Annotated in this window: 25 protein-coding genes and 1 tRNA gene; 6 read left to right on the top strand and 20 right to left on the bottom strand. The window is 43.7% G+C overall.

Annotated features, from left to right (window positions below):
* Nucleotides 1–2: 2 nt before the first annotated feature.
* On the bottom strand, nucleotides 3–1,160 hold the full coding sequence (locus AC1DLI_RS23935) for an AI-2E family transporter (RefSeq protein WP_477606994.1): 1,158 nt from the start codon (nucleotides 1,158–1,160) through the stop codon (nucleotides 3–5).
* 164 nt (nucleotides 1,161–1,324) lie between these two features.
* Here AC1DLI_RS23935 and AC1DLI_RS23930 point away from each other — a divergent pair, with 164 nt between their 5' ends.
* The 4 genes from AC1DLI_RS23930 to AC1DLI_RS23915 all read left to right on the top strand — a co-directional run bounded on the left by AC1DLI_RS23930 (nucleotide 1,325) and on the right by AC1DLI_RS23915 (nucleotide 3,857).
* Entirely contained in the window at nucleotides 1,325–1,993 is a 669-nt protein-coding gene (locus AC1DLI_RS23930; RefSeq protein ID WP_477606993.1) for a PspA/IM30 family protein, read from the top strand.
* Nucleotides 1,994–2,111: 118 nt separating this feature from the next.
* The gene (locus AC1DLI_RS23925; RefSeq protein WP_477606992.1) at nucleotides 2,112–2,513 is read left to right on the top strand and encodes a DUF350 domain-containing protein; all 402 of its coding nucleotides are present in this window, start codon (nucleotides 2,112–2,114) and stop codon (nucleotides 2,511–2,513) included.
* A gap of 21 nt (nucleotides 2,514–2,534) precedes the next feature.
* Entirely contained in the window at nucleotides 2,535–3,041 is a 507-nt protein-coding gene (locus AC1DLI_RS23920) for a DUF4178 domain-containing protein (RefSeq protein ID WP_477606991.1), read from the top strand.
* A 9-nt stretch (nucleotides 3,042–3,050) separates the two neighbouring features.
* Nucleotides 3,051–3,857: a DUF4247 domain-containing protein gene (locus AC1DLI_RS23915; RefSeq protein ID WP_477606990.1), complete on the top strand. Its 807-nt coding sequence runs from the start codon at nucleotides 3,051–3,053 to the stop codon at nucleotides 3,855–3,857.
* Between the two features lie 63 nt (nucleotides 3,858–3,920).
* Here the strand turns inward: AC1DLI_RS23915 and AC1DLI_RS23910 are convergent, their stop codons facing one another.
* From AC1DLI_RS23910 to rpsF, 4 genes are all read right to left on the bottom strand, one after another.
* On the bottom strand, nucleotides 3,921–5,051 hold the full coding sequence (locus AC1DLI_RS23910) for a cation:proton antiporter (RefSeq protein ID WP_477606989.1): 1,131 nt from the start codon (nucleotides 5,049–5,051) through the stop codon (nucleotides 3,921–3,923).
* A 131-nt stretch (nucleotides 5,052–5,182) separates the two neighbouring features.
* The gene (rpsR, locus tag AC1DLI_RS23905) at nucleotides 5,183–5,467 is read right to left on the bottom strand and encodes a 30S ribosomal protein S18 (RefSeq protein ID WP_053373429.1); all 285 of its coding nucleotides are present in this window, start codon (nucleotides 5,465–5,467) and stop codon (nucleotides 5,183–5,185) included.
* Between the two features lie 111 nt (nucleotides 5,468–5,578).
* On the bottom strand, nucleotides 5,579–6,100 hold the full coding sequence (ssb, locus tag AC1DLI_RS23900) for a single-stranded DNA-binding protein (RefSeq protein ID WP_364152640.1): 522 nt from the start codon (nucleotides 6,098–6,100) through the stop codon (nucleotides 5,579–5,581).
* 36 nt (nucleotides 6,101–6,136) lie between these two features.
* A complete protein-coding gene (gene rpsF, locus AC1DLI_RS23895; protein ID WP_053373427.1) occupies nucleotides 6,137–6,421 on the bottom strand; it encodes a 30S ribosomal protein S6 in 285 nt (94 codons plus the stop codon).
* A 249-nt stretch (nucleotides 6,422–6,670) separates the two neighbouring features.
* Between rpsF and AC1DLI_RS23890 the strand changes: the two genes are divergently transcribed.
* Nucleotides 6,671–6,853 (top strand): YjzC family protein, encoded by a 183-nt coding sequence (locus tag AC1DLI_RS23890; RefSeq protein ID WP_308997703.1) that lies wholly within the window; start codon nucleotides 6,671–6,673, stop codon nucleotides 6,851–6,853.
* A gap of 423 nt (nucleotides 6,854–7,276) precedes the next feature.
* Here the strand turns inward: AC1DLI_RS23890 and AC1DLI_RS23885 are convergent, their stop codons facing one another.
* The 5 genes from AC1DLI_RS23885 to AC1DLI_RS23865 all read right to left on the bottom strand — a co-directional run bounded on the left by AC1DLI_RS23885 (nucleotide 7,277) and on the right by AC1DLI_RS23865 (nucleotide 9,359).
* The gene (locus AC1DLI_RS23885) at nucleotides 7,277–7,735 is read right to left on the bottom strand and encodes a helix-hairpin-helix domain-containing protein (protein ID WP_477606988.1); all 459 of its coding nucleotides are present in this window, start codon (nucleotides 7,733–7,735) and stop codon (nucleotides 7,277–7,279) included.
* A gap of 76 nt (nucleotides 7,736–7,811) precedes the next feature.
* A tRNA-Ser gene (locus AC1DLI_RS23880) sits at nucleotides 7,812–7,902 on the bottom strand.
* Between the two features lie 76 nt (nucleotides 7,903–7,978).
* On the bottom strand, nucleotides 7,979–8,197 hold the full coding sequence (locus tag AC1DLI_RS23875) for a DUF951 domain-containing protein (protein WP_477606987.1): 219 nt from the start codon (nucleotides 8,195–8,197) through the stop codon (nucleotides 7,979–7,981).
* A complete protein-coding gene (locus tag AC1DLI_RS23870) occupies nucleotides 8,187–9,071 on the bottom strand; it encodes a mechanosensitive ion channel family protein (protein WP_477606986.1) in 885 nt (294 codons plus the stop codon). The genes AC1DLI_RS23875 and AC1DLI_RS23870 overlap by 11 nt, the downstream gene beginning before the upstream one ends.
* A gap of 33 nt (nucleotides 9,072–9,104) precedes the next feature.
* A complete protein-coding gene (locus AC1DLI_RS23865; RefSeq protein ID WP_477606985.1) occupies nucleotides 9,105–9,359 on the bottom strand; it encodes a putative Se/S carrier protein in 255 nt (84 codons plus the stop codon).
* Between the two features lie 110 nt (nucleotides 9,360–9,469).
* Here AC1DLI_RS23865 and yyaC point away from each other — a divergent pair, with 110 nt between their 5' ends.
* Nucleotides 9,470–10,078 carry a spore protease YyaC gene (gene yyaC, locus AC1DLI_RS23860; RefSeq protein ID WP_308997678.1) on the top strand — a complete coding sequence of 203 codons (609 nt, stop codon included), beginning with the start codon at nucleotides 9,470–9,472 and terminating at the stop codon, nucleotides 10,076–10,078.
* A 14-nt stretch (nucleotides 10,079–10,092) separates the two neighbouring features.
* Here the strand turns inward: yyaC and AC1DLI_RS23855 are convergent, their stop codons facing one another.
* From AC1DLI_RS23855 to AC1DLI_RS23810, 10 genes are all read right to left on the bottom strand, one after another.
* The gene (locus tag AC1DLI_RS23855; RefSeq protein WP_477606984.1) at nucleotides 10,093–10,575 is read right to left on the bottom strand and encodes a DUF4446 family protein; all 483 of its coding nucleotides are present in this window, start codon (nucleotides 10,573–10,575) and stop codon (nucleotides 10,093–10,095) included.
* A 27-nt stretch (nucleotides 10,576–10,602) separates the two neighbouring features.
* Nucleotides 10,603–11,772, bottom strand: a complete 1,170-nt coding sequence (locus AC1DLI_RS23850; RefSeq protein WP_477607086.1) for an aminotransferase class V-fold PLP-dependent enzyme — start codon at nucleotides 11,770–11,772, stop codon at nucleotides 10,603–10,605.
* Nucleotides 11,773–11,878: 106 nt separating this feature from the next.
* Nucleotides 11,879–12,730, bottom strand: a complete 852-nt coding sequence (locus tag AC1DLI_RS23845) for a ParB/RepB/Spo0J family partition protein (RefSeq protein WP_477606983.1) — start codon at nucleotides 12,728–12,730, stop codon at nucleotides 11,879–11,881.
* The gene (locus AC1DLI_RS23840) at nucleotides 12,711–13,484 is read right to left on the bottom strand and encodes a ParA family protein (RefSeq protein WP_308997681.1); all 774 of its coding nucleotides are present in this window, start codon (nucleotides 13,482–13,484) and stop codon (nucleotides 12,711–12,713) included. Before AC1DLI_RS23840 ends, AC1DLI_RS23845 begins: the two co-directional genes overlap by 20 nt.
* Nucleotides 13,485–13,721: 237 nt before the next feature.
* Nucleotides 13,722–14,540 carry a nucleoid occlusion protein gene (gene noc / locus AC1DLI_RS23835; protein WP_477606982.1) on the bottom strand — a complete coding sequence of 273 codons (819 nt, stop codon included), beginning with the start codon at nucleotides 14,538–14,540 and terminating at the stop codon, nucleotides 13,722–13,724.
* A gap of 591 nt (nucleotides 14,541–15,131) precedes the next feature.
* Nucleotides 15,132–15,854: a 16S rRNA (guanine(527)-N(7))-methyltransferase RsmG gene (gene rsmG, locus AC1DLI_RS23830; RefSeq protein ID WP_477606981.1), complete on the bottom strand. Its 723-nt coding sequence runs from the start codon at nucleotides 15,852–15,854 to the stop codon at nucleotides 15,132–15,134.
* 1 nt (nucleotide 15,855) lies between these two features.
* Nucleotides 15,856–17,745 carry a tRNA uridine-5-carboxymethylaminomethyl(34) synthesis enzyme MnmG gene (gene mnmG, locus AC1DLI_RS23825; RefSeq protein ID WP_477606980.1) on the bottom strand — a complete coding sequence of 630 codons (1,890 nt, stop codon included), beginning with the start codon at nucleotides 17,743–17,745 and terminating at the stop codon, nucleotides 15,856–15,858.
* 263 nt (nucleotides 17,746–18,008) lie between these two features.
* A complete protein-coding gene (gene mnmE, locus AC1DLI_RS23820; protein WP_477606979.1) occupies nucleotides 18,009–19,388 on the bottom strand; it encodes a tRNA uridine-5-carboxymethylaminomethyl(34) synthesis GTPase MnmE in 1,380 nt (459 codons plus the stop codon).
* Nucleotides 19,389–19,484: 96 nt separating this feature from the next.
* Complete coding sequence (jag, locus tag AC1DLI_RS23815) at nucleotides 19,485–20,108, bottom strand: RNA-binding cell elongation regulator Jag/EloR (protein ID WP_308997686.1); 624 nt, start codon at nucleotides 20,106–20,108, stop codon at nucleotides 19,485–19,487.
* Nucleotides 20,105–20,887, bottom strand: coding sequence for a YidC/Oxa1 family membrane protein insertase (locus tag AC1DLI_RS23810; protein WP_477606978.1), 783 nt, complete (start codon nucleotides 20,885–20,887; stop codon nucleotides 20,105–20,107). The genes jag and AC1DLI_RS23810 overlap by 4 nt, the downstream gene beginning before the upstream one ends.
* Nucleotides 20,888–21,212 lie beyond the last annotated feature (325 nt).

Genomic DNA, 21,212 nt, shown 5'->3' with positions numbered 1-21,212 from the left:
GGTTATAAAGGCTGCTCGTCCCTCTTCTCCTCTTGGTAGAGCGATGAATGGCTTCTGAACCATTCATACGAATGGATAACGATAACCTTTAAAACCGCGTAGCCCGGCACAGCAAGCACAATCCCCGCGAGTCCAAACAAATTGCCCGCCGTTAAAATAACAAAAATAATTGTGATCGGATGGATCTGCAAGCTTTTGCCCATAATCTGCGGTGAAATGAACTTCCCTTCAATAAGCTGAACAATCGTCCAAATGACAACCATTTTCAGCAGCATAACAGGTGAGGTAACTAACGCCACAACCAATGCAGGCGTAATCGCTATTGCAGGTCCTAGGTATGGAATGACACTCGTGCAGGCCGCAACTAGGGCGAGCACCAACGAGTACTCAAGTCCGATAACCAAATAGCCTATGTACAACAGCATGCCTATACAGAAGCTCACAATAATTTGCCCTCTAATATAACTGCTGATTTGACCATTCATTTCGGACATGATCCGTTTGGTTTGCGGCTGCAGCTTATTCGGCAGGAACCCAACAATCGTTTGCGGCAGCTGCTTTCCATCCTTGAGCAGGTAGAATAGAATGAACGGAAGCGTTACGATGGCCAGTATAATCTCCTTAAGCGCCCCTACAATCGAGCCCAAGCTCGACAATGTCCCATTCAGCAGCGAAGTCGCCTGCTCCGTTATATTGCCAGACAGCTCAGCCGGATTCATATTGAACCACTCTTGAATTTGCAGAAAACCGGCGCTGCCCATAAAGTCCTCAAAGTTTTCCCGCAATTGATCTCCGTATCTAGGAAAATTATTAACGAAGCTTACCGCCTGCTCATTCAGAAACGGGATTACCGCGACCAACAAGATCGTAATAAGCCCTGCTCCCACCAGAAAGAGCAATATTATGGAGTAAACTCGTTTCACATGCTTTCGATCCAAGTAATCGACAATAGGGTTCAAGAGATAATACGCGATTCCCGCTAAGATGACAGGCAGCAGCAGGGTTTTTAGAAGCACCGTAACCGGCGTGAAAATATAGGATATTTTCGTCAGCACCATAATATTGAGCCCGACGAGCAACAGTACGAGCAGAAACAATACGAATTTGTTGTTCAAAATAAACCGTTTGAACCGCTCTGTTCCTGATTTGGTGTTTTCCATCGTGATGCCCCTCTTTCTTCTCCGAAAGGTAATCAATTTGATTCATTGTAGCATTACTGCAAATAAAAACGCGAATCACGTGATGGCCGATTATCACTTGCAACTTATTTCCTTTATTTAGCGTATCATTATTTATGTGATCAACCATCCTAGGAGGGATTCAAGTGTCTATATTTAAAAGACTGCGTGACCTTACTTTATCGAATGTTTACTCTCTAATCGAGAAAGCAGAGGATCCAATAAAACTAACCGATCAATATATTCGCGATATGCAAGAGGATCTTGCAGATGCAGAGAAAGCTGTTGCCGCGCAAATTGCTATCGAGAAGAAGTTTAAGCAGCTGTATGAAGAGCAAGCACAGCTTGTAGAGAAGCGCGGTGAGCAAGCGCATCTTGCGGCACAGTCCCAAAATATCGATCTTGCGCGCCGCGCTCTGGAAGAAAAGAAATCCGCTGAACAAAAGGCTGCTGAATACAAAGCCAGCTTTGACCAAAATAAAATGCTGGCAGATAATTTGCGCGGCAAGCTTGATGAAATGCGTAAACAGCTTACCGATCTGAAGAACAAGCGTGAAACACTCGTGGCTCGTTACAATACGGCCAAGGCTCAGACAGAAATCAATAAAGCGATGTCGGGCTTTGGCACCGATTCTGCTGCAGCTGGCATGAAACGCATGGAGGAGAAAATGCTGCAAATGGAAGCTCAAGCCGAAGCAAGCAATGAGATTAACGCTAAAGGCAAATCGCTTGATGATGAATTTGAGAAGCTCGGCAAGGACAAAGCAGTCGAAGATGAGCTAGCCGCGCTGATGAAGCAGTACGAAAAACAATAGTTCTTCCAATAAACTAGGAAATATTGTACAGTATGACCGCTGGTGTTAGGAATCGGACTCCCCGGTTTTAACAAAAAGCGGTCATTTTTATAAATTAAAAACCTTGGAGGAATTGTCGATGTCATGGATTGATCTTATCCGTATTCCGGTTTGGACAGGCGCAGGAGCCCTTTTACTCGTCATCATTATGTTTCTGGACTCCCGGTTTACGAAGTACAATGATTTGCAAGAAATTAAAAATGGGAATACAGCCGTAACGACTCGCTTTGTGCTTAAGCTATTTGCTCAAGCGTACATTTTGTCCCAATCCATCAGCAAATCCAGTGAAATGTGGGAAGCTTTTGTCATCTCCCTCGTCTCTTTTGTCCTCTTGCTCGTACTGGAGTGGATCGTGGAGAAAGTTGTCATTGCTATAAGCGGAATGAAGCTGGAGCAAGGGATACATGAAGGCAAGATCGGATACGCATTATTTGCCGGATCGCTTCATATTGCTGGCGCACTAATCATCGGATCTATCTAATGAAATGAAGGAGCATATAAGATGAGCTTGTTCAAAAGGATCAAAAACCTGCTAACTCCCGTTGAAGCGCCCATTGCTGAGAAAAGCATTATGACGCTGTCTCCTGGCGATGTGTGCGAGGTTTCCTTAATTACTTATAACGTAACAGGCCGAACACATAACCGATCCCGCAATGCGATCGTGCTTACGCTGCAAGACGGCATAACCATCCGCTACCTGACTGTAGAGGAACGGGAAAAAACGGTATTTGCACTCTATGATCCCATTGACGGCCGGTTGGACTCCATTGATGAGGTACCAACCATTTTGGAGCTAGATGACCGTAATTATCACATGGAGGAGCAATTCTCCGGCATTATTTTGGCTAGCGGCAAAACGCCTTACATGCAGGGAGGCGAACAGCATGTCTGGCAATATCAATCAGATGATATGAGGTTACTTCGTATCGAATGGCAAAACGGACGCTTCATGCTTTATGAAGGAGAAAGGGTTCTGCCTGCCGATGTACGCGTGCTACGGGGCGGATAGGAGGATATGATGAATAAATGGTGGCATCAATCGATTAAGTACCTGCTTCTACTGAGCTTTATCATCCCTCTTCTCACGGCTTGCACTGTATCGGATAGCGTGAAGGATCAATATCCTTTACAATCGGTCAACGGCTCCGGCAACGAAACCTCTTATGTGTATCGTGCCGATAATATCTCTGTTCCTGATGTCGCTAATAATTTCATTGATCAGCGTACGCCCGAGCAGCAGAGCGATGTGAGTACGGAACGGATGTTTCTCGTTTATTCGGATGAAGTCATTCAACTGGATCAAGCTCCTGACGATCCGGCAGACACACTCATCGAGATTAACTCAACCGAATATGTACGTCAAAATTACAGTTCAAGCTTTCTCCAAGGTTATCTCATTGCCAGTGTTCTTGACGACTTGTTCGACCACGGCAAGTACGGCAAAGGCAAATATCGCGGATATACAACCAAGGACAAATATAAGCCAAATACCTCATACCGTACCCCTACGGTAGAAGATAAGAAGCTGGCACCGCCCGTTACGGTGAATCGAACCGGCTCGGTGTTTAAAAGATCCAAGGATGCCAACGCATCCGCTTCGTCAGCGACAGCAAGTTCAGGAACGCAAACAGGTTCCAAATCCAACGTCGGATCAACAACGACAACGAATACCGATAAAAATACAATCACCTCCAAGCCTTCCTCTAAGGGGAAAATTGTAAGGGAAACCAATAAATCAAGCAAATCAAATAAAGTGTACACAAAGCCGCGTACATCAAAACCTTCCGTGAAGACCGGAAAAAGCAGAATAACGCGGAGGCGTTAAACAAGACCCTTCACCCCATCGTAATCAAAGGAAGAGCAGTATCCCAAATAGGATACTGCTCTTCTATTTAAATAACCATTTCAGCATCGGTGGCGTGACAAGCGTCGTCAAGATCACCACGATGACCACTGCCGTAAAATACTGCGGAAGCAGTAACCCTGACTCCAAACCTGATGCCGCAATAATAAGGGCAACTTCACCCCTTGATACCATTCCAGCGCCAATTGCAATAGATGAGTGATTATTGAAACCTGTCAATCTTGCACCTAATGCTCCGCCAAACAGCTTCGTCAGAACAGCAACAAGGAATAACAGCAGAATAAAGACGAGCTGATTGCCTACTCCGACGAATGTAATATTTAAACCGATGCTTACGAAAAAAACAGGCACGAATAACGTATAGGCGATCGGCTCCACCTTCGATTCCACATCATGCTTAAACGAGGTTTGCGAAATGGCAATTCCCGCTGCAAAGGCGCCAATAATACCGGCTACCCCCATTTTCTCAGCAAAATAAGAAAACGCGAAACAAGCGATTAGTGCACCGCTCATAGCCGCTTCCGTTATTCTAAACCGAGCAAACTGCTTCATAAAGAATGGAATGACCCAAATGGAAATGACTACGATAATGATAAAGAACAATACCTTTTTTCCAATTAAAGCCGGTATTGATACATCGCCCGAAGCGCCAAGCAAGCTCATCATCACAGCTAACAGTACGACGACTACGACGTCGTCTACAACCGCTGCCCCGAGGATCGTCGTTCCTTCCCTGGAATTAAGCTGGTTCATTTCCTTCAGCGTTTGAACCGATATGCTGACCGATGTCGCACATAGCAGCAATCCTAGAAATAATGCCTCTGTATTTGACATGCCGAGAGCAGCGGCTATGGCATACCCTCCAATAAACGGAAGAATTATTCCGCCTATCGCAACGGCAAATGATGCTTTCCAATTTTTCCGAAGCTGTTCCAAATCCGTTTCCAAGCCCGCTATGAACATGAGTAAAAGTACGCCTATTTCCGCAAAATGACCAATGAAATCATCAGGATGTACCCATCCAAGCAAGGCTGGCCCAAGGATAATTCCCGCGAGCAGCTTTCCAAGCACTGCAGGCTGCCCTAATCGTACTGATAAATGCCCTGCCGCCTTTGTAGCTGCGATAATAAGAGCAAGATAAAATATAAACTGCATACACGTACGCCTCCCATATCGATTGAATTAGCATGCAACAAAAAAAGGCCTGTATACATACAGGCCCCTAAAAAAACAAAAAGAGCCCTTGGTGACAGGCTCCTCCGTTTTGTGCATATTCACTTATCGACCTATTCAGTCGTGTAAGGAAGCAATGCGATTTGACGTGAACGTTTAACTGCGATTGTAAGCAAGCGTTGGTATTTCGCGCTTGTACCAGTCACACGACGTGGCAAGATTTTGCCGCGCTCGCTGATAAACTTTTTCAGCAAATCTACATCTTTATAGTCAATTTTAGTGATTTTGTTTACAGTGAAGAAACACACTTTACGGCGTTTGTTGCGTCCGCCTTTACGTCCGCTGAACTTACGTTCTGGACGCTCGTCGCCACCGTTATCTCTTTGCTTGAAAGCCATGATAGGTATCCTCCTTATCGTTGAAAATTTTACAATTACGCAGCTGCTTTATATTTCAATAAAGGCCGCATAACCGTTCCATTGATACACGAAGTAGAAGCTACTTCGATATCAAAAGGGCAAATCATCCTCTGATATATCAATCGGGCGTCCGTCATCCTGGAAAGGATCACGGCTGTCGTTACGTGAGTTATTGCCAGATGGCCGGTTACCGCTGCTTTGGGAAGCGTTGCCGCCGTAAGATCCGCCGCCGCTGCTTGTACCGCCGCTGTAGCTGCTTCCGCCCTCTTCGCGCGAGCCGCCGCCGTCTTTATTGGATTCCAAGAACCGAACGTTATCAGCGATAACTTCCGTTACGTAGACGCGTTTGCCTTCGTTGTTCTCGTAATTCCGCACTTGAATGCGTCCTTCAACCGCCGTTAAGCGGCCTTTACGCAAGTAGTTGGCGCAAGTCTCGGCCAGTTGACGCCATGTTACAACCGGAATAAAATCCGCTTCACGCTCGCCTTGACCGCCGCTCGTAAACGGACGATCTACTGCTAACGTAAACTGTGTAACCGCAACACCTGCAGGCGTATAGCGAAGCTCTGGGTCTCTCGTCAATCTACCAATTAGTATAACACGATTCAACATCGTTTCTGACCTCCCAATCGAACAATCCAGCGTGGATTAAGCGACGTCTCTGACGATCAACGAACGGATAACTTCATCCGTAATCTTCATGATGCGGTCAAGTTCATTCACAACTTCAGTCGTTGCGTTGAAATGTACCAGTACAAAGTACCCATCACGAAGCTTATTGATCTCATACGCAAGACGACGTTTTCCGCTCACATCTTGCTTTGTGACCTCTCCGCCGTTGGAGATAATGCCATGGAATTTGTCAACGATCGCTTGCAAGGCTTCTTGCTCAACGTCTGGACGAACGATGTACATTACTTCATATTTGCGCATATTGTTTCACCTCCTCTTGGACTAACGGCCCCATAAATGGAGCAAGGAACGAGCTTCTGCTCGCATCTCAATACTATATCAAATCTACACGCCTATGACAAGCAAAAATAACAGAGAGCTTGCTCAAATAAGCTTTTTAGCCGATATCTGCTACTTATGCAAATCATCCTTACTGCAAATACTACCCTAGCGGACAGATGAAGCGTGCTTCTCTATAACGCGCCAAAATGAAACTGGAGGATGATCATGATGGGTGAAGGTACAATCTTTTCGCCGGGAGACAGAGCTCCGAACGATGGCACCTATATCGAAGATGGAGTGAACTCATTTCACATGGGCATTCAAAATCCGAAAAAAGTTAGGCTTAACAAGGGAGAACGCTTTCCGGAAACAAGCAACCATGAACGCAAATGGAAGCGTATGGGGCATTAGTTTTTTCTGTTTTAATGAATGGTGAAGGGCTTCCTTGGTCATTCTAATTGTCGACGGTGTAAGAGAGGTGTGGTTCCGTTGAACCATTTTGGCATGCGTAAACGACCGGCCCCGTCTTCTGACGGATCAGCATTCGTTTCGCAACGAGTACAGCCTCAAGAGGATTTCGTTCACACAGGATAGAAGCGGAGGGTTGTGCCAAAGACACATGTCTGTAACACACGCACATTCGAGCATCGTTAGGAACAACCGTTCAAGCGGCCACCTAACATTGTGCTCAAAAGGATTGAATGAAGCCCTGGCTAATTTGCTCCGATTGACGAATGAAGAAACCAAGGTTTCATATGCTTGTCGTGAGAATTGATCGACTCAACCATTAACCACCGTCAAGAAGAAGGCTCGCGAGAGCCCTCTTCTCTTTTTTTACTCGTGCCAGCCTTTACTTGGGCGATCAGCAGGATAGCCATGCTGCGCTCGGTACAACTTTCGCTCCTGCGTAAAGTCCCACCATTGCTTATCACTCCTTGGATGGTGCGCATGATGCACGGCAAGCCTCATCACATCTTCCACGCATGGATCCATCCAAACGCCGTGCAGGCGCTCCAGACGCTCCACAAGCTGGGCTCCGCTCTCCCCGCCGCTTTTAATCTGTTCCAATGAATAAAAGCCCAGCTCAACTAAATTAACGGACAGTCTTGGCCCAATGGATGGCACGCTTTGAAAGATAGCAAGCGCAAGTAACTGCTCGGCTCTCTTCACGGGTACTTCTAATATGACGCTTAGTTCATTTGCGGAATAATCTTTAAAATCAATGAGCTTAATCTTTGCTTGTCTTAATTGCCTGCGCTCATCATCCGTTAAGGGCAGCTTGGGTGCACTCATAATAATGGCCTCCCCGAAAACTCATATGTAAATAAAAAAAACGATTCGGCAATCGAATCGTTTGACTGTTGTTGTATGGCGGAGAAGGTGGGATTCGAACCCACGCACGGTTTGACCCGCCTAGCTGATTTCGAGTCAGCCCCCTTGGGCCTCTTGGGTACCTCTCCGCATGTAAAATTTATTTTATCATACAGATTGTCTTCATGCAAGTACTTATTCGGATTTTTTAACAACTGATGCTTACTAGCTTTCGGATATGCTTTCGCCTGCTGCTTTAGAGCGAAGCACCTTCTTCATGTTTTTTTCGAATTTCGCTCTCGGTATAAGAACGCTGTGCTTACAGCCTACACATTTAATGCGAATATCCATACCCATTCGAATGATTTCCATTTCATTAGAGCCGCATGGATGCTGCTTTTTCATTTGAACAACATCGCCCAGCTCAAACTGCTTACGCTCCACTTTTCACGCCCCCTTTTTCATTGCGATGATAAGTAACCATTCTCGGGTAAGGAATTTCAATGCCGCTAGCATCCAATGACTTCTTAATCTCCATATTTAATTTGCGAGCCACAACCGGATGAGTATTGGGGCGACATTCAGCAATAACGCGCAATGTCACGCCAGTAGGAGCGATGGTCTGAATCCCTAGAACCTCTGGTGCATTAATCAAATTCTCGTCCTGCATCGTTATCATCGTATGGCGAATTACTTCAAGCGCGCGTTCAACCTCTTCTTCAAAGGCTATCGAAATATCTACAACAGCGATGCTGTTATTAATCGAGAAGTTCGTGACCTCATTAATCATACCATTAGGAACGATATGAACCTCCCCCGTCCAGCTTTGGATACGGGTTGTGCGTAGTCCAATAACCTCTACTGTTCCTTTAAACTGACCCGTTTGAATGACATCGCCGACGGCAAATTGATCCTCCAGTACGATGAAAAATCCTGTAATAATATCCTTTACTAAGCTTTGAGCTCCAAAACCAATGGCAAGACCCAGCACTCCTGCTCCCGCAAGCAAAGGTCCTAAATTAATACCAAACTCAGAAAGGATCAGCATAACGGAAATGAAATAAACAACATACGAAGCTACATTTTTCAAGAGTTTGCCTACAGTTGTCATTCTTCGTGTATGACTAACCGGTCTTTTACTCTCACGCTCCAATATAACCCGATCAATTGTTTTATGTATAACCCATACAACTAATCGTCCAATAAACAAAAATAATATGACGCGCAAGGCTGAGCTGCCGAAGGCAGTCCATAACTCATTATCTGTCAACCATGCAACAATTTTATCAGATCGTTCTTTGATTGACATCGTTGACATCGTTTTTCCTCCCTTATCTAACCATAATTAACTCTACATCATAACTTGCTCGTATCCGGCATCGATTGCTTTAAAAATGCCTCTTACCTCTACGTTTTCCTGCACGATGACTTCCTTCACCATTAATAAATCCTCTTCCGGAAAATGAATCGATAACGCACAACCAGCTGTTATTTCTTTTGGCGTTGGGCAAATATCAATTTCGATTTCAGCATATTCGAGCAGCATCTCCGCACGCAATGCCTGCTGCGTAGAGTCAAACGCAATTAACACGTGCAAGACCTCCATTTTTTCAGATGACAAACCATTTCGCAAACAAAATATCAAAACTATCTGACGTATAAAATGGTTGTCCCATCCATATACTAGTAACATATCGGTATTATCGGAGGGATTCTATGAAACTTTCATTTATTAAAGAAACGCCTTTGAAGGTACCTTACACTACAGCTAACGTTATAGGTATGCTTGTTAATCGCTTAACCGCTATGCTGGAAGAAATGGCCGGCAACCGCCCCATCGTGGTCGTATGCGTTGGAACAGATCGATCAACGGGTGATTCATTAGGGCCTCTCATTGGAACGAATTTATCCAAATACCGCAGTCCTCATTTTTCATTATTCGGTACATTAGAAAACCCTGTCCATGCCATGAATTTAGATGATACGCTTATAGAGATCAATCGTCGCTATCATAAACCTTTTGTTATCGGTATCGATGCTTGCCTCGGTCAAGTCTCAAGCGTAGGCAGTATTCAAGTGGGCGTCGGCCCTGTGCGTCCCGGTGCAGGCGTTAATAAGGATCTCCCTCCGGTTGGCGATATTCATATTACCGGTATCGTTAACGTAGGCGGCTTCATGGAGTATTTCGTGCTGCAGAACACACGTCTGCATCTCGTAATGAAAATGTCGGATATTATATCCCTTAGTCTCTTTACGGCGATTGCAAATAACGCGCATCTTATCAACACTGCTCTCGAACAAACCGCTGCCTCGGATAATATTTAAGGATAACCGATTGCTTATTTCGCTTCCAAAATGGCTTTACGCTCTTCTGGTGTCAAAGGATAAGCCGATTCGCCTTTTTCCACTGGCTTTGCATACACATAACTGGTTTCCCTGCTATGTATACCTGAGAAAACGGCTCCGTCCTTTTCATCATTAATAATGGCAATTGAAAAACTAAGATCACTACCTTGCTCGGCAAAAGCATTATATCGAATAACGCCAATCTTTCCTTTTTGATTAGGCAAAGTTGCCTGTACGTCGGTTAATTGTGATTTTAATTGTTTGTTTTCCTGTTGCTGTTCAGCTAAGCCTTCCTTCAATTCAACAATCACATTTTCAAAATTTGTTACTCCTGTGTTCCCCATGACCGCTGTATACTGCTTACGCAGCTTTTTCAGCCGCCCGCCTATGACTGCTATCCAAATAAATAATATGATAACAAATAAAGCTAATCCTACCGTAACAGCATTCATCGGATTTGATGTCCAGTCTTCCATCGTTGTTAATCCGCCCCCAATTCAGTGCTAAACCCCATACTGCTGTGCGATTTCCTTTATGGCAGTTGTTAAAGCATCGATTTCCTCGTTTGTTGTAAATACACCAACACTAGCACGTATAGCTCCCGTCTCCGTTGTTCCAGCACAAGCATGTGCGAGCGGTGTACAATGAAAGCCGGCTCGCACGGCAATCCGGTAATGCTGATCCAGAATAAATGACAGCTCCGATGGATCAACTCCGCCTAAGTTAAAAGCCACAATTCCTGTTCTCTGCTCACCAAGACCAGGCCCCAATAATTTGACACCATTAACAGACTTAAGACCTTCCAAAAGCCGCTGTGTCAATGTCCATTCCTTAGTATGGATTTTCTCAACCGTCTCATTCAAAACATACTGAACACCGGCTTTGAGTCCCGCTATACCTGGTGTGTTTTGTGTCCCGGCCTCATATCGATCAGGTCTAACTAGAGGCTGCTCACGCGTCTCTGACTGACTCCCGGTTCCRCCATGTAATAAAGGCACTAAATCAAGTTCCGGATTGATGTACAGCCCTCCTGTGCCCTGTGGGCCAAGCAACCCCTTATGTCCTGGGAAAGCCAGCATATCAATCCCCATCCCTCTAACATCAATAGGAATTATACCTGCACTTTGGGCCGCATCTACAAGCAGCTTAATGCCATGTTTTTTTGTAAGCTCCCCAATTTCTGCAACAGGCATTATCGTTCCAAGCAAGTTTGAGCTGTGATTAACTACGATGAGCGTTGTATTTGAACGAATGGCGCTGGCAACATCATCAATTTTCAAAAATCCACGTTCATCCGATTCTACGTAGGTAACTTCAATGCCGATTGTTTGCTCTAGGTAATATAAGGGTCGTCTTACTGAGTTATGTTCAACCGAAGTAGCTATGACATGGTCGCCTGGTTTTAGCCAGCCCTTTATCGCCATATTTAATGACATGGTTGTGTTGGAGGTAAATGCAATATCATTCGGGTTTTTTATGTTGAACAGCTTAGCTAGATGCTTGCGCGTCTCAAATAAAATACGACTGGCCCGCACTGCCATAGCATGACTTCCTCTACCTGGATTAGCGGCGTCATTCAACATAGCATTAATGACTGCTTCTGTTACCTCGGGCGGTTTAGGCCAAGAGGTTGCTGCATGGTCTAAGTAAATGACCGATTGTTCGTTATTAATCACAAATTCACACCTTTCCTAGCTATCTTTTCACAACAATGGCATACCTTAGTTTAATCTTTCAAAAGCAAGATTACAACTTAGGTATGCCATTGTTTGGTATAGATTATGCCAAATTTTGAAGCAGCTCTAGCAGTCTTTCCAAATCCTGTTTACTATAATACTGAAGCTCTATTTTGCCTTTATCTTTTTGCTGTTTGATTTTAACTGTTGTTTTAAATCGTTCACGCAATGATTCCTCAAGATGATCGATATAAGGATCACGCTTCCGTTGGGTTGGCTTGGTTATATCTTCAGGCTGCTTTGAATCGAGTTTTTGAATAGCCTCTTCCAAATCACGTACGCTCCACTCTTGTGAAACGGTCAGATCAGCTAATTCCTTCTGTGTTTTGTCATCCTTGATACCCACCAATGCCCTTGCATGTCCCATGGAAATTGTTCCACGTGAAACATTGTCTTTAATTTCTGTTGGCAATGAAAGCAACCTTACAAAGTTTGCAATGTGCGAGCGAGACTTGCCTACCTTCATCGAAAGTTCTTCTTGTGTGAGTTTGAACTTATCAATAAGAGCTTGATAAGCAACGGCAACCTCAATTGCATTCAAATCTTCACGCTGAAGATTTTCTATCAAAGCTATTTCCATTACCTGTTGATCTGTGAAAGATCTAACTACAGCAGGTATGGTTGCATTTCCACAAAATTGAGAAGCGCGAAAGCGTCTCTCCCCTGCAATGATTTCATAACCTTTCAAAACGGTACGAACGATAATAGGTTGAATAATGCCATGTTGTTTTATGGATTCTGCTAATTCCTTTATGGAATCCTCATCAAATGTTTTTCTTGGCTGATACGGGTTAGGTCTTAGCTGCGTTAAAGAAATTTCAATCACTTTGTCATCGTCATTCACAGAAAGCGATGGGATAAGCGCATCCAGCCCTCTACCTAGCCGCTTGCTCATACATAATCACTTCCTTTGCGAGTTCAAGATAAACTTCCGCACCTTTAGAACGTGGATCATATGTGATAATAGCTTGTCCATGTGATGGCGCCTCACTCAAACGAACATTACGTGGAATAATCGTTTGATACACCTTTTGTTGAAAATACTTTTTAACCTCTTCAATTACTTGAATGCCCAAGTTCGTTCTTGCATCCAACATGGTAAGAAGAACGCCTTCGATTTGAAGAGATGTATTCAAATGCTTTTGAACGAGTCGAACCGTATTCAATAGCTGGCTCAACCCTTCAAGCGCATAATATTCACATTGAATTGGAATAAGAACAGAATCCGCTGCAGTTAACGAGTTAATCGTCAAAATACCCAGTGAAGGAGGACAATCAATCAACACATAATCAAAATCATCCTTGACCATATGTAAAGATTTTTTCAAGCGAAGCTCTCTCGATATTGTAGGAACTAACTCAATTTCCGCTCCAGCCAATTGAATGGTTGCCGGAATGATTTTCAATCCAGGGACACTGGTTTCAAACATGGCATCCTTTGGATGGACATCATTAATAAGCACATCATAAATACAGTTCGTTACATCGCCCTTGTTAATACCTAATCCACTCGTTGTATTCCCCTGTGGATCAATATCGACTAGCAGTACTTTTTTACCAAGCGATGCTAGACAAGCAGCTAAATTGACAGACGTTGTCGTTTTTCCGACACCGCCCTTCTGGTTGGCTATTGCAATAATTTTCGACAAAACCGGCTCACCTCAATGTGTACAGCTTTTATGTGCGATTTCTAAGAAGTTTAAGAAAGTCTAACCCTAAGTTGATAAGATATAAATATGATACATCAATACCCGTTGATTTTAATAGTGATTTCAATATTAATGGTTACTCTATTAAAAAATGACTTCTGCTATAAATGGCATCGCCGCCCTCGGTGAGGGCGGCACAAAATAAACGTTTTATTATGGCAAATGCTTAATTTAATTTTATCGTTTAGGGATTTTGATGACAATTTCATAATGATCATCGTGATCCTTTTCGTTCGTTTTAATTTGCAGACCAGAGCCAGAAACCATCTCAATCGATTGCCTAATTGTATTTAGAGCCAAACGTACATCTTTTGTAAAAGAGATACGCTTCGCTTTCTTTAATTTAGTCGATTCCTTTAAGAAGGCAATTCGAACTTCGGTTTGCTTTACATTTAAGTCTTTTGTGATAACCTCTTCTAGTACCTTAAGCTGAAGCTCTTCATTATCTAATGACAACAATGCACGAGCATGTCGTTCTGTAATTTTGCGTTCCATTAATGCCATCTTAATCGTATCATTTAGCATTAACAATCGCAATTTGTTGGCAATAGTGGATTGGCTCTTTCCTAGTCGCTGGGCAAGACTTTCTTGTGTTAATTGATGAAGCTCGATCAGTTTCTGATATGCAATCGCTTCCTCAATAGCCGACAAGCCTTCTCTTTGAAGGTTTTCAATTAATGCGATAGATGCCGTCTGCGAATCATTGAATTCACGAACGATACCAGGGATGGTATCATAACCAAGCTTGGTAACCGCACGCCAACGGCGCTCCCCAGCAATAATTTCATATCTTCCGTTTCGCATACGTACAACTATAGGCTGAATAACACCATGTGTTTTTATCGTCTGACATAATTCTTCAATTCGGTCGTCATCAAAAATTGTACGCGGCTGAAATGGACTAGCGTCAATTTCTTGAATCGGTATTTGTCGAACTTCTTCTTGCGGTATGCGCTGCTCGGACAGGCCGAACAATCGAGAAAATTGTTCTTTCATATCGATAATTACCACCCGATCATGAGATAAACCTTGTTTTTAATCACTTCAAATGAAACCATTCTTTCCTAAAGATCATGGAAATCATGCGTTTCATATAAAATGCAGCACCCAGACAATTATGTAGTAAGAAGGGCTGCTATTCTATTAAAAAGCAATTACAAGGTTTTTGCAATAAATACGCTTCAGCAGTAAGATTGGTTCATTGCCAATTGGATTAATTCGGTTACGAGAACCTATCTCAGGTAATAATCGTCAACTGCACGGCGAACATCCATAACAAAATTCATTCGGAAATGATAGGAGAGGCTTTGTTTCAAATATAATCAAGTATAGCTGTGTAACTTATACGATGCTTATATTTATCCGCGCTGCGAACAGCTGCCTTTTCATGACATGCTATTTTGTTCGCTGCCTAACGGTGTCGTCCAGTCTCTTCATCTATCTTAAGAATTCGACTACAGCTGGACGATCTCCTGCTTGACACTAGTTCTGAATGAATAATTGTTGTATAAATATGGCGATTCATATATGAATGATAATTGTTAATATAATCTCTCATTTGTTTCACGTGGAACATTGCAATGATTGTTACATAAGCGGTTGTTTAAGTGGAGTGCCCGCTTTTCTTGGGTATTTACGCGGAGTAGCATCAAACTTTTCTATTAAAACAATGTGCCTCTCTGATTGTTCGTTCGGAAGGGATAGTTGATGTTGCGATTTGATTTTCCCTTTAAGCTCTCTTAGGCTATACGCTGCCTCGCCAACTTCTTCATCCGATTGTGAACCTTTCATGGCAGCGAATACGCCGCCTTTTCTTACGTAAGGTAAACAGAACTCATTTAACACATTCAAACGCGCAACCGCTCTTGCTGTTACTAAATCATAGCTGTCACGATGTTCAGGTAACTGCGCAATATCCTCAGCTCGTCCATGCAAACACAAAACATCGTGTAAACCAAGCTGCTCTGTAAGGAAAGATAAAAATTGAATTCTTTTATTTAAAGAATCTACGATCATAACCTTCAGATGAGGAAAACAAATTTTCAAAGGAATACTGGGAAAACCCGCTCCCGAGCCAATGTCTGCAATATTGCGAACGCTATTCATCTTCATATAGAAGGAAAGCGATACAGAATCATAAAAATGTTTTTCATAAACAGCATCTCTTTCGGTAATTCCAGTTAAATTCATTTTTTCATTCCATTCAACAAGCAAACGATAATACAGCTCAAATTGTTCAAGCTGAGCAGAGGAAAGCGGAATACCGCTCTCCTCCATTCGTTTTGTAAACCATAGCAATGTCTCATCCATATTAAGAACCTCTCGCCGCAGTCACCCGATTATAGTGTTCCAAGTAAACAAGCAGTATGGAAATGTCAGCCGGCGTTACACCAGCAATACGGGAAGCTTGCCCAATGGATAAAGGCCGGATAACAGAAAGCTTTTGTTTTGCCTCAGAAGCTAAGCTGCGTACGTCATTGTAGTCAATATCGTCCGGAATCCGCTTTTTCTCCATTTTGTTCAAGCGCTCCACTTGCACCAACTGCTTTTCAATATATCCCGCGTACTTAATTTGAATTTCAACTTGCTCCTTCATTTCCTCAGTCATTTCCGGGACAGAAGGCACTACCGTCTCAAGCATCGCATAGGTAACCTCCGGACGTCTAAGTAAGGAAAGCGCATCTGTGCCATGCTCCATCGGTGCAGTTCCTGCAGCAATCAGCATTTCATTCACTTGATCAGGCTTTACTTTTGTTCCGCGCAGCCGTTCAATGTCGATTTCAACCAATTCTTTTTTTCTTAAAAATTTATTGTAGCGTTCTTCCGAAATAAGCCCTATTTCATAACCGGTTGGCGTTAAACGTAAATCCGCATTATCATGACGAAGCAACAAACGATATTCCGCTCTTGAAGTAAGCAAACGGTAAGGATCATTAGTGCCTTTCGTTACAAGGTCATCAATCATTACGCCAATATAGCCTTCTGAACGACCGATAATAATCGGCTCTTTTCCTTGTACCTTGCGTGCAGCATTAATGCCGGCCATAACACCTTGACCAGCTGCTTCCTCATAGCCAGAAGTTCCGTTAATTTGCCCTGCCGTAAATAAACTGTCGATAATCTTTGTCTCTAAAGACGGCCACAGCTGCGTAGGAACAACCGCATCATATTCAATGGCATAGCCGTTACGCATCATTTCAACTTTTTCCAAACCTGGGATTGATCGTAAAATGCCGAGCTGGACATCCTCCGGCATACTTGTCGATAGACCTTGCACATAGTATTCGGATGTATTTTTGCCTTCAGGCTCTAAGAAAATTTGATGCTTAGGCTTATCTGCAAAACGCACAATTTTATCTTCAATCGAAGGACAATAACGTGGACCCGTTCCCTCAATCGCACCAGAGAACATCGGAGCACGATGCAAATTGTCATTGATAATTTTATGGGTTGCTTCCGAAGTATACGTCAACCAGCAAGGCAGCTGTTCATTGGTAGAAGACTCTGTCTCATGAGAGAAAAACTTAGGTTTGTCGTCGCCTGGCTGAATCTCTGTTTTTGAGAAATCGATGGTGTCTTTATGGACACGCGGCGGTGTGCCTGTTTTAAAACGGACAAGCTCAAGGCCATTTTCCTTCAAGCTTGCAGAAAGTCTAACCGAAGGCTGTTGATTATTCGGACCGCTCTCGTACATCAGCTCGCCCATAATAATTTTACCGCGCAAATAGGTTCCTGTTGTAACAACGGTCGTTCGAGCACGATACTCCGCACCTGTCTTTGTAACGATACCTAAGCATTTGCCATCTTCTACGATAAGCTCCTCCGCCATACCCTGGCGAAGTGTCAAATGCGGTGTTTCTTCAATTGTTTTCTTCATTAAATGCTGATAATCAAACTTGTCAGCTTGTGCACGCAAAGCGTGTACAGCAGGACCTTTGCCCGTATTAAGCATTCTCATTTGAATAAATGTTTTATCGATATTACGGCCCATTTCTCCGCCTAAAGCATCAATTTCACGGACAACATGGCCTTTAGCCGGGCCGCCAATTGATGGATTACAAGGCATAAATGCAACCATGTCTAAATTTATCGTAAGCAGAAGCGTTTCGCATCCCATACGTGCAGCAGCAAGCGCCGCCTCACAACCCGCATGCCCCGCTCCAATGACGATAACGTCATATTCACCAGCAATATATCTCATTATCCTTACCCTCCTAAAGGTTTTCAAAGAAAACCTACTTCGTAAGCTTAAGCAGAGGTTTTCGAGAAAACAAACCTCTTAAGCATGTATCAGGCTTTTAATGAAAGCCTGATAGCCTCTTTCATTCCTATAGCTTGGCTATAGATGAACATTTCTATGGAAAACAAGCTCGAATGCTGTAATGTTTTGCATGATAACTACCACTAATCCCCAACTGTCTTCAGTAAGCATAATGCAAATGATCTAAAAAAGCCTACTTCCAACTATTTCCCTAAGCAGAACTGCGAGAATATCTGATCAATCAATGAGTCTCCAGCCTCGTCACCAAGAATTTCTCCAAGCGATTCCCAAGCGGATCGCGCATCAATCTGAATAAGATCGATTGGAATCCCGGTGTCTGATGCTTCAATAGCATCAACAAGCGATTGTCTCGCTCTCTTCAATAAAGCAATGTGTCGAACGTTGCTTACATATGTCAAATCACCGGATTCAAGCTGACCCTCAAAAAACATGTCGCTTATTGTCTTTTCTAAACGATCAAGCCCGTCTTCCTCAAGGACCGACATTTTTACAATGGAATCCGCAGGAATCGACTCCTCCACCACCTCAATTTCTAATTGACGCGGCAAGTCAGTCTTATTTATGATCGCAATGACCGGACGGTCCTTCATTTGGAGCAAAAGTTCCCTGTCATCCGTTTGCAGCGGTTCATTATAATTAAGCACCAATAAAATGAGATCCGCTTCTTCAAGAGCATTGCGCGAACGCTCTACGCCTATTCGTTCGACAACATCCGACGTTTCACGGATACCAGCTGTGTCGAGCAGCCGAAGCGGTATGCCATTTAACGCCACAAACTGTTCAATGACATCACGGGTCGTTCCAGGAATATCAGTAACAATCGCTTTATTTTCTTGCGTCAGTACATTCATAAGCGATGACTTTCCGACATTGGGGCGGCCCACGATTGCTGTTACGATACCTTCTCTTAATATCTTGCCTTCATTTGCGGTTTTTAACAAACGATCTATTTCATCAATAGCAGAATCGCATTGGTCACGAATAAAAGAATTCGTCATTTCCTCTACGTCATGCTCCGGATAATCAATGTTCACTTCAATATGGGCTAGCAGCTCTATAACCGTCTGCCTTAAAGCTTTAATCCGCTTCGACAAAATACCCTCTGCTTGTTTCCTTGCAACCGAAAAAGCGCGATCCGACTTGGAACGGATCAAATCAATGACCGCCTCTGCTTGCATGAGGTCAATTCGACCATTTAGAAAAGCACGCTTCGTAAACTCTCCCGGCTCCGCCGTGCGGTATCCCTGCAGCTGCAGCACCACATCGAGAACCTTCTTAACGGCAATGACGCCGCCATGTGCATTAATCTCAACGACATCCTCCGCAGTAAAGGAACGTGGTCCGCGCATTAGCGTAACCAACACCTCTTCCACCTCTTCACCTGAAGCCGGGTCAAGGATGTGCCCGTAATGCAGCGTATGCGTATCTGCTTCATTTAGATTGATTTTCGAACGAAAAACCGATGCGATTCCGGCAATTGCCTCCGGCCCGCTAACTCTTATTATAGCGATACCGCCTTCTCCGACGGCTGTCGAAATGGCTGCTATCGTATCATGTACCATTGCTGTCAGCACCTCTCAAATGGAAAAACAGCAATGACCATTATGAGCCATTGCTGTGGATAGCGTATTGAATCGTATTGATTTATATTGTGTAACTTATTGTCGCAAAGCGATAACAACTCGCCGGTTAGGCTCGTCGCCCTTACTGAACGTTTTCACCTTAGGGTGGTTCTGAAGCTGCGAATGAATGACTTTGCGCTCATGCGGAGACATCGGCTCCAGGACAACTTCTTTCCTAGTTCGAATGACTCGTCCCGCCAAACGATCGGATAAATCCGCTAGCGTCTTGCGGCGGCGCTCTCGAAAATCTTCTGCATCAAGCACGATACGCAAATGACTGTCAGAGTAACGATTAGCCACAATATTAACCAAGTACTGTAATGCATCCAACGTTTGTCCGCGACGTCCAATCAGCATACCAAGGTCGCCACTTCCAGTTACGGACAGGTGGGTTCCTTCTCTTGTTTGCTTTCGATCGATGTTTACTTGCAGCCCCATCGTACCAGCTACTTCACGGAGAAATTGCTCCGCTTCCAGCATAGGATCGGGAATAAGCTCAAGCTCGACTTTCGCTTCTTTTGCACCGAACAGTCCAAAAAAACCTTTTGTGGGCTGCTCAAGCACAACTTGTTTAACGCGGTCTTCAGTGACTTGCAATTGTGTTAATCCATTACGTACAGCATCCTCTACCGTTTTCCCTGATGCGACGATTTTCTTCATTTCGCAGGGACCTCCTTACCCTTGTCAGATGAACGAACGTACAGGAAGTAGTTTTGAACAATCGTGTAAATGTTGCTGTAAACCCAGTATAGCGGCAGTGCTGCTGGGAATGAAAGTGCCATTACAAAAATAAGCACAGGGAAGATCGCCAGCATCATGCCCATACCCGGCATAGTTTGCGTTTGCTGCTTTTGCATCATTTTGGACTGGATAAAAGTCGTAGCGGCAGCGAGAATCGGAAGAATATAATAAGGATCCTTCTCTCCCAGTTGAAGCCATAAGAACGTATGCTCACGAATATCCGGGTTTTTGTAGATGGAATTGTACAACGCGATAAAAATCGGCATTTGAACAATTAGAGGCAAGCAGCCCGCCATAGGATTTACCTTATGGGTTTGGAAAAGCTTCATCGTCTCTTCTTGCTGCTTCTGCGGATTATCCTTGTGTTTCTTTTTGATTTCAGCCATTTGTGGCTGCAGAGCTTGCATCGCCTTGGAGCTGCGATATTGTTTCAGCGTTAACGGCAAAATTAACGTTCTTACAATAATCGTCAGAAGCAATATAGCAAGTCCGTAGGATTCGTTGAACCAGCCTGCGAACGTATCAAGCGTTAAGGCAAAATAGTAAACAACGTTTTTCTCCCAGAAGTTGCCCTTCAATAAATCGGCAGTCTCCGTCGTCTGGTTTGTTGGAGCCCCGCATCCTGCCAGCACACCCATAAGCAGAACAAGACCAAGCACCATAATCCATTTCTTGTTTTTAGTCCAAAACAACAACATTAAAACTCCTCTCTGAGAGCATTTACATCAAGCGTAAACGGCTGAGGCCGTTCTTTCGGCAAAACGCGTATCGCAATGAAACATAAGTTATGTATAGAAGAAAAGCTTATACCTTTCTTACATTTCAAGCTCTAACGGCTAAGTCCGTACCCTTGCGGCGCAGCATGTGATTCAAGACAAAATACAGGCATTGTATAACTTATACAATACTACATTTTCAATCTCGACTATACCATAATTTATGGGACAAAGAAACAACGAGTCGTTCCTTGCATCCGCTTTCTTTACTCATGTTATAGAAGACATTTTAAGCACACGAAGCAAG

This window comes from Paenibacillus sp. 01T443, assembly GCF_056398325.1.
The sequence above is the reverse complement of the archived record's forward strand: the minus strand, read 5'-3'. Positions and strand labels throughout refer to the sequence as shown.